The organism is Mesorhizobium sp. M0040 (assembly GCF_040323505.1).
In the GTDB taxonomy this organism is placed as follows: Bacteria; Pseudomonadota; Alphaproteobacteria; order Rhizobiales; family Rhizobiaceae; genus Mesorhizobium.
Map to the genome: position 1 here is coordinate 1 of NZ_JAMYVA010000087.1, position 12,806 is coordinate 12,806.

At 64.0% G+C, this 12,806-nt stretch carries 13 protein-coding genes; 11 read left to right on the plus strand and 2 right to left on the minus strand.

The features are described 5' to 3' along the window. Window positions 1–127: 127 nt before the first annotated feature. A complete protein-coding gene (locus NKJ91_RS32380) occupies window positions 128–1,117 on the minus strand; it encodes a sugar-binding protein (RefSeq protein WP_023675805.1) in 990 nt (329 codons plus the stop codon). Between the two features lie 427 nt (window positions 1,118–1,544). Between NKJ91_RS32380 and NKJ91_RS32385 the strand changes: the two genes are divergently transcribed. From NKJ91_RS32385 to NKJ91_RS32435, 11 genes are all read left to right on the plus strand, one after another. Continuing rightward, the gene (locus tag NKJ91_RS32385) at window positions 1,545–2,285 is read left to right on the plus strand and encodes an ATP-binding cassette domain-containing protein (RefSeq protein WP_023675804.1); all 741 of its coding nucleotides are present in this window, start codon (window positions 1,545–1,547) and stop codon (window positions 2,283–2,285) included. Between the two features lie 34 nt (window positions 2,286–2,319). Next, entirely contained in the window at window positions 2,320–3,318 is a 999-nt protein-coding gene (locus NKJ91_RS32390) for an ABC transporter permease (RefSeq protein ID WP_352458732.1), read from the plus strand. A 314-nt stretch (window positions 3,319–3,632) separates the two neighbouring features. Further along, window positions 3,633–4,460, plus strand: a complete 828-nt coding sequence (locus NKJ91_RS32395) for a helix-turn-helix domain-containing protein (RefSeq protein WP_352458733.1) — start codon at window positions 3,633–3,635, stop codon at window positions 4,458–4,460. Window positions 4,461–4,568: 108 nt separating this feature from the next. Beyond that, window positions 4,569–5,012, plus strand: coding sequence for an SRPBCC family protein (locus tag NKJ91_RS32400; RefSeq protein ID WP_023675802.1), 444 nt, complete (start codon window positions 4,569–4,571; stop codon window positions 5,010–5,012). 33 nt (window positions 5,013–5,045) lie between these two features. Next, window positions 5,046–5,840 carry an FAD binding domain-containing protein gene (locus tag NKJ91_RS32405; RefSeq protein WP_352458734.1) on the plus strand — a complete coding sequence of 265 codons (795 nt, stop codon included), beginning with the start codon at window positions 5,046–5,048 and terminating at the stop codon, window positions 5,838–5,840. 49 nt (window positions 5,841–5,889) lie between these two features. Then, a complete protein-coding gene (locus NKJ91_RS32410) occupies window positions 5,890–6,372 on the plus strand; it encodes a (2Fe-2S)-binding protein (RefSeq protein WP_352458735.1) in 483 nt (160 codons plus the stop codon). A gap of 14 nt (window positions 6,373–6,386) precedes the next feature. Then, entirely contained in the window at window positions 6,387–7,754 is a 1,368-nt protein-coding gene (locus NKJ91_RS32415; protein WP_352458737.1) for a xanthine dehydrogenase family protein molybdopterin-binding subunit, read from the plus strand. A 1-nt stretch (window position 7,755) separates the two neighbouring features. Further along, window positions 7,756–8,760, plus strand: a complete 1,005-nt coding sequence (locus NKJ91_RS32420; RefSeq protein WP_352458738.1) for a xanthine dehydrogenase family protein molybdopterin-binding subunit — start codon at window positions 7,756–7,758, stop codon at window positions 8,758–8,760. A gap of 9 nt (window positions 8,761–8,769) precedes the next feature. Beyond that, complete coding sequence (locus NKJ91_RS32425) at window positions 8,770–9,651, plus strand: AAA family ATPase (RefSeq protein WP_352458740.1); 882 nt, start codon at window positions 8,770–8,772, stop codon at window positions 9,649–9,651. Between the two features lie 235 nt (window positions 9,652–9,886). After that, complete coding sequence (locus NKJ91_RS32430) at window positions 9,887–11,023, plus strand: vWA domain-containing protein (RefSeq protein ID WP_352458741.1); 1,137 nt, start codon at window positions 9,887–9,889, stop codon at window positions 11,021–11,023. Beyond that, the gene (locus NKJ91_RS32435; RefSeq protein ID WP_352458745.1) at window positions 11,023–11,910 is read left to right on the plus strand and encodes an amidohydrolase family protein; all 888 of its coding nucleotides are present in this window, start codon (window positions 11,023–11,025) and stop codon (window positions 11,908–11,910) included. Before NKJ91_RS32430 ends, NKJ91_RS32435 begins: the two co-directional genes overlap by 1 nt. A 217-nt stretch (window positions 11,911–12,127) precedes the next feature. Here the strand turns inward: NKJ91_RS32435 and NKJ91_RS32440 are convergent, their stop codons facing one another. Further along, complete coding sequence (locus NKJ91_RS32440) at window positions 12,128–12,535, minus strand: carboxymuconolactone decarboxylase family protein (protein ID WP_352458743.1); 408 nt, start codon at window positions 12,533–12,535, stop codon at window positions 12,128–12,130. Window positions 12,536–12,806: the final 271 nt, after the last annotated feature.

Here is a 12,806-nt window from a genome sequence, read left to right on the forward strand (position 1 = left end):
CCTCCTTTTTTTAAAAACACCCCCCACAACCCCGCCGCCCACCCCCCAACCCCCGCGGCGCGGGGTGTTTTTTTTTGCCCCCGCCCCCCGGGGCCCCCGGGCGGGGGGCCCCCCCGAAACTGCGAACCTACTTCTGGATGCAGGTGTCGACGGTGTCCTTGGTGCATTCGTCGAGGCCGGTGAACACCGGATCGGCGACCGGCTTGCCGTCGACCAGGTCGATCATCACCGAAGGCGCCTTGTAGCCCATCTCGAACGGCCGCTGGCCAACCAGTGCGGTCACCAGCCCGTCACGAGCAATCGCCACCTCGTCGCCAATCGTGTCGGCGGCGCCGATGACGAAGGCGTTGCTGGCGATCTTGTCGGCCATCGGCTTGAACAGGTCGCGGTAGGGCTGCGGAGCGCCGAACAGCGGCCAGCCGCCCATGATGCCGAAGGCATCGAGATCGGGATTGGCGGCGAGGATGTCGGTCATCGCCTGCACGCCCTTGGCGCCGTCGTCATTGGTGAACACCGGGCAGCCGGCAACTTCCGTCCAGCCGCCTTCGCCCGCCAGCGCCGCGAGGCCGTCCTTGCCCGACAGCGCGTCACGCATGCCCTGCGCGCGGCGCAGGATGTTGTCGGCGGCCGGATTGCCTTCGATGGTGCAGATCTTGCCGCCATTCGGCTTGGCCTTCTTGATGTATTCGCCGATCTTGTGACCCATCAGGTAATTGTCGGTGCCGAGATAGGTCTTGCGCAGCGCCGCATCTTCCTTGCTGAGGTCGGCGTCGAGGGTCATGATCGGGATCGACGGATTGGCGCTTTTGATCGTCTGCGCGATCAGCGGCGCGTTCGATGGCGAAATCGCCATTGCCACCGTATCGGGCTTGCTCAGCATGTCCTGGACGATCTGGGCTTCACCGGCCTCATCCGAGGTCGATGCCGGTCCGGTGTAGAAGCACTCATATTCCGAGCTGGCGTTTTCCTTGTTCCACTTCTCGCAACCCTGGTGGATGGCCTCGAAGAATGGATTGTCCAGACCCTTCACGACGATGACGAGCTGTTTCTTGGCCATAGCCGGCCCGGCACCCAACGCCATGACGGCGGCGGCAGCGAGCAATAGTGATTTCCTCATGTCAGTCCTCCCTTTTGAAACAAACGGACACCGCGTGCCCGCCACACACAGACCGACCCGGAGCAAGATGACAGAGGACGTCGCACTCGTGTCGCCAAGCCAGGTCGATAAGCATTTTCATATTCAGTCTCAGACCGGCACCGACAGATATCGCTGGTTACCAAATCCCTGACCGACAAACCCTCACCGATTCCTTCCGGCAACCCGGTGGCTCGGCGCAAGCTCCTCCGACACTTAGCTAATATCGCCTTGTCACCGACGTCAATGCTATTTGTCCTACAAAACTGATTTTTCGAAAGAAGCCGTGGTTGACGCCAAGGAGGCTTATGCGTAAATGGGCAAAATCGCTGCTTCCGGGAGGAACTGGGGAGAGCGAATGGCCGCGGCAGAACCGCAGGCCGCAAAGCACGGGGAGGCAAGAAGGCTGGTGGCGGTTCTCGAACTCACCAACATCTCGAAGCATTTTGGCGCCATCCAGGCGGTCAACGACGTTTCGTTGTCGATCGAGGCCGGACAGGTTGTCGGCCTGATGGGCGACAACGGCGCCGGCAAGTCGACGCTGGTCAAGATGATCGCCGGCAATTTCCCGCCGAGCCATGGCACGATGCAGATGGACGGCAAGGAACTGATCCTGCACAAGCCGGTCGAGGCGCGCCAGCACGGCATCGAAATCGTCCATCAGGACCTGGCACTGTGCAACAATCTGACGGCCGCCGCCAACGTCTATCTCGGCCGTGAATTGCGCCGCGGCCTCGGGCCGCTTCGCATCCTCGACTATGCCGCGATGTACAAGCGTGCCGGCCAGATCTTCGCCGAGCTGAAATCCGAAACGCGCCCGCGCGACCTGGTCAAACAAATGTCGGGCGGCCAGCGGCAGGCGGTGGCGATCGCCCGCACCATGCTTTCGCAGGCCAAGATCGTGCTGATGGACGAGCCGACGGCGGCGATCTCGGTGCGCCAGGTCGCCGAGGTGCTGAACCTGATCCGCCATTTGCGCGACCAGGGCATCGCCGTCGTGCTGATCAGCCACCGCATGCCCGACGTCTTTGACGTCGCCGACCGCGTCATCGTCATGCGACGCGGCCGCAAGGTGGCCGACAAGACGATCGCATCGAGTTCGCCGGAAGAAGTCACCGGGCTCATCACCGGCGCCATCGAACAGGTATGATTGACGCCTCAACCATGAGTAAAAAAGGTCGATAATGGCAGTCACCCTTGATCAGACGATCGCGCACAAGCAGCACACCTTGCTGAGCAAGGTGTTTGCCAGCCAGACCTTCTGGGTGGTGATCGCGGTCATCCTCGCCTGCCTGTTTCTGTCGGTGGCAACGGATTCCTTTGCCACGACCAAGAACCTCTACAACATCACCCGCAACGTCACCTTCGTCGCCATCGTCGCGCTCGGCATGACCTTCGTCATCATCACCGGCGGTATCGACCTGTCGGTCGGCTCGGTGCTTTGCCTGTGCTCGATGGTGCTGGCCGTGACCATGCATGCCGGCTACGGCATCGAGATCGGCATTGCCGCTGCCATCGCGACAGCGCTGATCATCGGCGCCTTCAACGGGGTTCTGATCGCCTATCTCGGGTTTCCGCCTTTCGTGGTGACGCTCGGCATGCTGTCGATCGCACGCAGCCTGGCCATGGTCGCCTCCAACAACACCGTCGTCTTCCAGTTCGGGCCGGATCACGACAAGCTGCTGGCGCTGGGCGGCGGCGCCTGGGTGTTCGGCATCGCCAATCCGGTGCTTTACATGATCGTGCTGGCGTTGATCACCGGCTTTGTGCTGCGCTGGACGAAATTCGGCCGGCACATCTTCGCCATCGGCGGCAACGAGCATGCGGCAACGCTGACCGGCGTTCCGGTGCGCCAGATCAAGGTCGTCGTTTACATGATCTCGGCAATGGCGGCTGGCCTTGCCGGCATCATCCAGACCGGCTGGCTGGGCGCGGTCACCACCAATCTCGGCAACGGCATGGAGCTTCAGGTGATCGCCGCCACCGTCATCGGTGGCGCCAACCTGGCCGGCGGCATGGGCACAGCCTTCGGCGCGGTCGTCGGCGCGGCGCTGATCGAGGTCATCCGCAACAGCCTCGGCCTGCTCGGCATCAATGCCTTCTGGCAAGGCGTGTTCATCGGCGGCGCCATCCTGCTCGCCGTGCTGTTCGACCGCATCCGCAATTTCAGGCGCAACGACTGACGTTCAAGCGCAGCCTCCCCCTTCTCCCCTTGTGGGAGAAGGTGTCGCCGAAGGCGACGGATGAGGGGTGCTCCAGCTTGGCATCGCCTCATTTCTTCCAACACCCCTCAACCGTCTCGGCGCTAGCGCGCCGATCCACCTTCTCCCACAGGGGGAGAAGGGGACGCGCTCCTATCGCCGAGTCTGAAAATCCGCGGTGCGGCGCATGCCCGGCGCCCGGACGTGCACATGCGTCTTGACGCAAGCCCGAACTGAGCCGCACAATCGCTCGCAGCAGGCGAAGGGAGGCCAGTCGCCTGCGGGAGGATATACCCATGACGGAAGCGATCAGGCTCTACTGGGGCCGGTTCGGACATGTTTCTGTCCTGAAGGTCGCCAGCGACTTCGTCACCCATGCCCATGTCGAGGCGCATATCATCATCTGGTTGGAAGGCACCGCCGGCGAGATGACCATCGGCCGCGAGACGGTACGGCTTGGGCCGGGCACCGCCGCCGGCATCAATTCCTTCCAGCCGCACAGCCACGCTCTGTCCCGCGACGGCACGCCTGGCCTGTTCCTCGCCTTTTACATCGATCCGGACTGGGCACGGAAACGCCGCGAGCTGCCTTCCGCCGCGCCGCTGTTCTCGAGCCCGGCAATCACGCTCGAGCCTTGGCTGCACAAGGCAGCGGCTAACCTCCTCGACCATCTCAGCGACAATGAGAGCATCGACGACATCGCCAATTACGAGATCGAACGCTTTATCGACAGCGTGCTCGATGCCGCCGACGCGTCCGCACCGCAGACGGTGCGCACCCGCATCAACACCATGCAGGACTTCCGCGTCCGCAAGGCGATCCAGCTGATGAAAGCCAATGTCTGCGAGCGCATCTGCTTCGACGACGTGGCGCGCAGCGTCGGCCTGTCGCGGCCGCATTTCTTCGCCCTGTTCAAGGAACAGACCAATCTGACGCCCAACGTCTATTGGAACACGCTGCGCATGGAGGAAGCGGTGCGGCAGTTACAGTGGTCGCAGGAGCCGCTGATCTCGGTCGCGTGCAATCTCGGCTTCACCACGCAAGGCAATTTCTCGCGCTTCTTCCGCGACCATGTCGGCGTCCCGCCGACGCTTTACCGCGAGGCGGCGCGGGCGATCAGCTGAGCGCCCGTTTTTTCAGACTATTTGATAGGCGTTCAAGACGCATTGATAAGCGCTGCCGAGCCTGCCGCCCTACCCTCCCAAGCAGCTGATTTGCAAGGGAACGATCATATGGCGAAAGTCACCATCTCCAGCGTCATCGACGCACCGGTCGAAAAGGTCTGGGCGCGCATACGCGACTTCAACGGCCTGCCGACCTGGCACCCGCGCATGGTCGAAAGCCATATCGAAGACGGCAAGGATGCCGGCACGATCGGCTGCGTGCGCAATTTCCAGCTCGCCAGCGGCGCCCGCCTCCGCGAAAAGCTGCTCGATTTCTCCGACGAGAACTTCCTCGTCAGCTACGCCATCCTGGAGACGCCGCAGCCGCTCACCAACCACAAGTCGACGCTGCAGTTGCGGCGGGTGACGGACGGCGACCGCACCTATGCCGAATGGACCGCCAGCTTCGACGCCGCTCCCGAGGAAGCCGATAAATTGGCCGAAGGCATGGGCGCCAATGTTTTCCAGGGCGGGTTCAACGCCCTGAAGAACCACTTTGCCGGCCAGAGTTGAATGACGGACTAAGCCCGAAAAAGGGAGCGTTCCATGGCGCTTGCACTGCAGACTTTCGCGACGGTGAAGGACGCCAGCGCGGCGCTGAAAGCCGCCGGCGCCCGCTATCTCGGTGGCGGCACGCTGGTCGTGCGCGCCGTCAATGAAGGCGACGTGTCGATCTCCGGTTTCGTCAGGTCGACCGACCCGGCGTTGTCGGCCATCAGCGTCTCCGGCGGCACGGTCCGCATCGGCGCCTCGGTGACCATGGCGGCGATCGCCCGTCACCCGGATCTGGCCACTCTTGCCCACGCCGCGCGCGCCGTCGGCGGCCCGGCGATCCGCAACATGGCGAGCGTCGGCGGCAATCTCTTCGCGCCAACGCCTTACGGCGATTTCACCGTTGCGCTGCTGGCTTTGGATGCAACTGTCAGCGCCGATGACGGCGAGCTGCCGATTGAGACATTCCTCGCAAAGCGCGAAAGCAACCACGCCATCGTCACTGCGGTCGGCTTCACGATTCCGAAGGAAGGCGGCTTTCGCTTCCTGAAAGTGTCGAGGGTCAAGCCAAAGGGCATTTCGGTGCTGAGCATCGCGACCGTGCTGGAGCACGCACCGGACGGCACCGTGTCGTCAGCGCGGATCGCGTTCGGCTGCATGGCCGACCGGCCGATCCGTGCCAGGGCGGCGGAGAAGGCCCTGATTGGCCGGGAACTCACGAGCGAGGGCATCGCACCGGCACTGGCTGTTGCCCGCGACGGCACTTCGCCGCGAACCGATCCGATCGCCAGTGCCTGGTATCGCAACGAAGTCCTGCCGGTCCATCTCGGCCGGCTGCTGCTCGCCTGAAAGACCGTGGCGCGTATGTCCGCCTGGCTGCGGCGCAAGGAGTAAAAAGATGGCAAAGGTCCCGGTTCAGTTCACGCTCAATGGTGCGGAAAAGGCCGAATTCATCGACAGCGGCACAACGCTGCTTCATGCGCTGCGCGACAAGATCGGCGACACCTCGCCAAAAGGCGGCTGCCACCAGGGCACTTGCGGCGCCTGCTCGGTCATCATCGACGGCGAGCTCAGGCTGTCCTGCCTGACGCTGGCCGAGACCTGCAATGGCGCGACTATCGCCACGACCACGGGGCTGGCGGAAGGCGGCGTGCTGCATCCGCTGCAACGCGCTTCCCTCGACGCCTTCGCGACCCAATGCGGTTTCTGCACGCCGGGCATGATCATGGCCGCCAAGGTGCTGCTCGACCAAACCCCGAACCCCAGCCGCGAGGATGTGGTCGAGGCACTGTCCGGCAATATCTGCCGCTGCACCGGCTACGAACCGATCATCCAGGCGGTGCTGAGCGCTGCGCGCTCCAATTCGCAGAACGCGGCTTGAGGGGAGTCGAAAAGATGGAACTCCGCAAGAGCTACTTCGCCGACCAGCGCAAGGACGATCTGCACGAGATCGGCCAGCCGCGGCCGCGTTCGGATTCGCCCGGCCATGTCACCGGCAAGACCGCCTATTTCGCCGACCGCAATTTTCCCGGCATGCTGCACCTGAAGATGGTGCGCAGCCCGCATCATCACGCCCGCATCCGCAGCATCGATACGTCAGAGGCGGAAAAGCACCCCGGCGTCGTCAAGGTGCTGACCGCCAAGGACGTGCCGCACAATGTCTACACCATCCTGATCCTGATCCAGATCGGGCCGGAGGACGAGACGGTGCTGGCCGACGGCAAGGTGCGCTGGAAGGGCGAGGCCGTGGTGGCGGTGCTGGCCGAGACCGAGCGCGCCGCCCAGGAAGCCGCCGCCAAGGTCAAGGTCGACTACGAAGTGCTGCCGGCCGTCTTCGACATGGAGGAAGCGCTGAAGCCCGGCGCGCCGATCGTCAATGAGTACCATGGCCGGAACTACTATCTCTACGATAGCGGCGAATGCCGCAAGGTGCGCTTCGGCGATGTCGATGCAGGCTTTGCCGGAGCCGACCACGTGCTCGAACAGACCTACCAGTCTTCACCGATCGAGCATGCGCCGACCGAAACGACCGGCTGCATCGTCGCGCCGGAGGGCAACGACCGCTTCACCTGCTACACCAACACGCAGGCGATGTTCTTCACCCTCGATAACGCCTCGATCATCCTGCAGATGCCCGGCAACAAGCTGCATTTCGTCGGCGGCACTGTCGGCGGCGGTTTTGGCGGCAAGGTCGACGTCATCGTCGAGCCGATCGCCATCCTTGGCGCCAAAATAACAGGACGACCGGTCTGTTTTATCTACAGCCGCGAGGAAGAGATGCAGATTTCCTCGCCGCGCGCTGCCGAGAAAGTCGTCATCAAGGACGGCGTCATGAACGACGGCCGCATCGTCGCGCGCAAAGTGACCGGCTACACCGACGCCGGCGCCTATTCGCGCCATTCGCCCTACGGCGCGCAGAAGGGCGCCGGGCATTATCCCGGCCCGTATACGATCCCGAATGTCTGGATCGAAACCTACTGCGTCTACACCAACCGCACCCCGTCCTCTGCGATGCGCGGCTTCGGCGTCACCATCGGCGATTTCGCGCTGGAGGTGCAGATGGACAAGCTCGCCCGGCTGATCGGCATGGACCCGCTCGAATTCCGCTTCATCAACGCCTATCGCGATGGCGACATGAAAGCACATCGGCAGCCGACCGAGGGTGCTGCGCTGATCGAGTGCATGCAGGAAGCCTCGCGCGCCGCCAACTGGCCGGTGGCAGGAAAATTCATGGCGATGTCGTCTTACGCGAAGGGAGCTTGAGATGGCGATCAGGCGCGGACGCGGCGTCGCCGCGATCAACTATCCGACCGGAATGAATCTCGGCGGCGACCCGACCCAGGCGCTGGTCCATTCGACGCCGACCGGCAATTTCATGGTCACGCTGTCGAGCGTCGATCTCGGCCAGGGCATGAAGCAGATCATGGCGCAGATCTGCGCCGAGACGATCGGCGTGCCGACCGACCGCGTCGTAGTCGACACCGCCGACACCGACACCGGCCCGCACTGCATGGGCACCTTCGCCTCGCGCGGCACGCACCGCGCCGGCAATGCGGTCATCCAGGCGGCCAGGGAAGCCCGCCAGGTGATGCTGGAAGTGGCGGCCGAGGAACTGGAAGTCAATGCGTCGGACCTCGAGACCGACGGCCAGGGCAACATCCTGGTCAAGGGCGCGCCGCGGAAATCGATCTCGATCTTCGATGTCGCGCTGTCGGCGCATTTCAAGCGCGGCCGTTCGATTTCCGGCCGCGGCATGTTTTTGATCCCGCGCTCCTATCCGGAAAAGGAAACCGGCGCGATGAAGCCGTCGACCTGCTATGCGCATGCCTGCACGGTGGCCGAGGTCGAAGTCGACGACGAGACCGGCGAAGTCACCGTGCTGACGGTGAAGAACGTGTTTGAGATCGGCCGTGCGCTGAACCCGAAAATGGTTGAACAGCAGCTCGTCGGCGGCTCATGGATGGGCATCAGCCATGCGCTCTACGAGACGACCGAACCCTATTATCCCAACCGCGACCATGGCGGCACCGATTTCAACCAATATCTGATGCCGGGACCGGGCGATCTTGCCGAAACCGAGATCATCGTGCTGGAACGGCCCTCGGCGGACGGGCCGTATGGCGCCAAGGGGCCGGGCGAAATGTGCGCCAACCCGCAGATCCCGGCGGTCGCCAATGCCGTCTTCGACGCCGTCGGCGTGCGCATCGACACATTGCCGATCACGCCGGAGCGCATCCTGCGGGCGCTGAAGGCGCAAGCCCCGAACTGAGTGCTGGAAATGCCCAAGAGAAGTGCCGAGACAGTCGCGACCTCGCCGGAGGCGGTGGCGTCCCGCCTCGCCGCCTCGCACTATCTCGCCGATGAAAGCCTGGCCACCGCAATCTTCCTGGCGATCCGGCTGGGCAAGCCGCTGCTGCTCGAAGGCGCGCCCGGCGTCGGCAAGACCGAAGCGGCGAAGGCGATAGCCGAACTGCTCGGGCGCGATCTGGTGCGGCTGCAATGCTATGAAGGCATCGACGCCGCACATGCGCTCTACGAGTGGAACTACCAGCGCCAGCTGCTCGCCATCCGCCATGCCGGCGAGCACGAGATCGATATCTATGACGACCGCTTTCTGATCGCGCGGCCGCTGCTGCAGGTGCTGAAGGCGCCGGAAAAGCGCGTGCTGCTGGTCGACGAGATCGACCGTTCGGATCATGAGTTCGAAGCGCTGCTCTTAGAATTCCTCTCCGACTTCCAGATCAGCATTCCCGAGCGCGGTACCATTCGCGCGACGGCGCAGCCGATCGTCATCCTGACCTCGAACCGCACCCGTGAACTGGCCGAAGCGCTGCGGCGACGCTGCGTCTACCACTGGATCACCTATCCCGACGCCGGGCGCGAAGCCGAGATCATCATGCTGCGCGCCGGCGATGTCGCCGAGGCCACGGCCCGCGCGGTGGCTGCCGCCGTGCGCGACATTCGCGCCCGTCCGTTGGCCAAGCCACCAGGCATCGCCGAGGCGGTCGAATGGGCCAACGCCGCGACCATCCTCGAAAAGGGCGGCAGCCCGTGGCCGGAAGCGTTTCGCCGGGCCATTGGCGTGCTGATCAAGGACGAGGAGGATCTATCCTGCATCGCGCCGGAGCTCGGCAAGATTGTCGAGGAGGCGCTGGCGTGAGCCGGGAAGTCGGCAATCCCCTCCTCCCGTCCATTCCGCAACGTTGGCGGGACAGCACCCCCCTCTGTCCTGCCCTCTTTGCCACCACTTGGCATCTCCCCCTCAAGGGGGGAGATCAGATGTCATCCCGGCTTTCGCTAAACTCCAACATTGCAGAAATGAGCGGAGCGTCAAAGCTGCCAATCTCCCCCCTTGAGGGGGAGATGTCCGGTAGGACAGAGGGGGGCGCGAAGGAATGATGCGGGGAGAAAGCTTGCCGCGCGCCGCAACCCCAATGCTCGGCTTCGGCCGGCTGCTCCGCCGCTATGGCTTTGCTGTCGCGCCGGAGCAGGTATTAGACTTCATGCAGGCAGTAACCCTGCTCGGTCCCCGTTCGATGGCCGACATCCGCGAGGCCGCCCTCGCCACGCTGGCGCCGCCGCCCGACCGCCGCGACGAATTCGAGGCGCATTTCCGGAGCCATTTCTATGGGGATGCCGCGGCGCTGGTCGAAGGCGACGCCGACGAGGAAGCCCGCATCAAGGACGACGGCAAAACCAGCAAACAAGAAATCGAAGTGGTCCACCAGGAGGAAGGCGGCGAACTGTCTTCGGCCAGCGAACAGTTGAGCGTCCGCGAGTTCCAGCGTGACAGCGACGGGCTTGCCGCCTTCCGCCGCAAGCTCGCCACCGCCTTGCCCGCCCGCCGCTCCTTCCGCACCGTGCGCACGAATGCCCGCGGCAAGCTCGACCTGCGCCGCTCGCTGCGCGAAATCGTCAGTGCCGACGGCGATATCCCCTCGCCGCTGCTGCGCCGGCGGCAGACAGTGCCGCGCAAGCTACTCATGCTGATCGACGTGTCCGGCTCGATGAAGCTCTACACATCAGACTATCTCAAGCTGGCACACGCGGCGGTGCAAGGGGCCGACCGGGCGGAGGTCTTCACTTTCGGCACACGGCTGACCCGCATCACCTCGGCGCTGCGCATTCGCGACCGCAATCAGGCGCTGGCCCGCGCAGCTGCCCAGGTCGACGACTGGGACGGCGGCACCCGTATGGGACCGACGCTGCTCGCGTTTCTATCGGTGCCGCGCTTCTCCGCCTTTGCACGCGGGGCGGCGATCATCATCCTGTCCGATGCGCTGGAGCGCGGCGATCATGCCGAGCTGGAGACCGCGATGCGCCGGCTGAGCGCCCGCGCCTTTCGGCTTTCGCTGGCGACGCCGTTGGCCGGCGACCCGCGCTTCCGGCCGGCAACGGCAGCGCTTCGCACCGTCCTGCCAGTGCTCGACGATCTGGTCGACGGCTCCTCGATCGCCGGTCTCACCGAGTTCATCCTGTCGCTCGCCCGCCCAGCTCCGGCGGCCGCGGCAATCTGGAAAAGGGTTTCGTGATGCAGAAGGCGATCGACGCGCATTTCCACATCTGGCGCCGAGAGGACCAGCCCTGGCTGCGCGGGCCGATGGTGCCGCGCATCTTTGGCCCCTACGAGCCGATCCGCCGCGATTATCCGATCGAGGAATTCCTCGCCGACCAGCAAGGTTCGGGTGTCGAGAAGGCGGTCTATGTGCAGACCAACTGGGCGAAGGAGGATTTCGAGAACGAGGTCGCCTTCCTGCAGAAGACCGCGGAAGAAACCGGCTGGCCGCACGCCATCGTCGGCTATGCCGACATGACGGTGGACGACGTGCGTCACCAGATCGACCGGCTGATCAAATACCCTCTGCTGCGCGGCGTGCGCATGCAGCTGCACTGGCACGGAACGCCGGCCTTCCGCTTCGCCGCCTCGGCCGATCAGGTCATCGACCCCAAGGTGCGGGCCAATGTCGCGCGGCTGAAGGATTACGGCCTGTCCTTCGACCTGCAGCTTTTCCCCGCCCAGATGAAGGACGGGCTGACGCTCGTCGGCGACAACTCCGAGACGAATTTCATCCTCACCCACGCCGGCATGCTGACCGACATGGAGCCGGAGACCACCGAGGCGTGGAAGTCCGGCCTGCGCACGCTGTCAGCGGCGCCCAACCTCTATGCAAAGCTGTCCGGCCTCGGCACCTTCGTCCACCGCAACGACCCGGCGCTGATCAGCTATATCGTCGACAACGCCATCGACATCCTCGGCAGCAATCATCTGATGTTCGGCTCGAACTTCCCGATCGAGAAGCTGTGGACCAGCCATGCCGAGCTGATCAGGGCGCACCGGGAAGCGGTGGGCAAGCACGGCACGGCGGCAGAGGCCGATATTTTCTGGAACACGGCGGAGAAGGTATATCGGCCGGTGTGAGGCGCATCCCTTCTCCCCTTGTGGGAGAAGGTGGATCGGCGCGCAGCGCCGAGACGGATGAGGGGTGCTGGACGGAACTCGGCGGAGAAATCCCAGCGATTTGAAGCACTTACGTCTCCAAGGCAGCGATCCGTCCAGCACCCCTCATCCGACCGAGCTTCGCTCGGCCACCTTCTCCCACAAGGGGAGAAGGGAAGGCGCCGCGCCGCGCCTCGCCTCACCTCACCTCGAACTGCGGATCGACCGGTATCTGCATCGCGGTGACCATCTGGTTGGTCTGCCCGGCCAGCCCGATGATCGACACCAACTCGCCATGCTGCGCGTCGGTCATGCCTTTGGCCCGCGCTGCGGCGGTGTGCGAGTGGACGCAATAGGAGCAGCCATTGGCGGTCGAGACGGCGATGTAGATCATCTCCTTGGTCAGCGGGTCGATGGCGCTGTCAGCGACCATTACCGCCTTGAGCTGTTCCCAGACCCGCTTCAGCGACGCCGGATCATTGGCCAGCCCGCGCCAGAAATTGTTGACGAAGTCGGATTTGCGCGTCGCGCGGATGTCGTCGAACACAGCCTTCACGGCGGGAATCGCCTCGACGTCGGCATCGGTCAGAAGTTTCGTCGTGGCCATGGCTTGGTCCTTTCGTTTGGATCGTTATGCGAGGTCGTTGAATCAGGTCGGGAGAAAAGGCGGCTAACCGCCTTGGATGAATCAGCAATTGACGCGCTGAGGCAAGATCGTAAGGCTGGCCGAGGCCCCTCACCTTCGTCATCCCTGGGCGAAGCAGGAGCGAAGCTCCGTCGCGGAGACCCTGGGATCCATATGTGGACGGCGCCCTGCCTGCAACGGTTGTTTTGCGTCGTTTTCGATCGCTTGCGTCCATATGTCCGGCCTTTGAGCA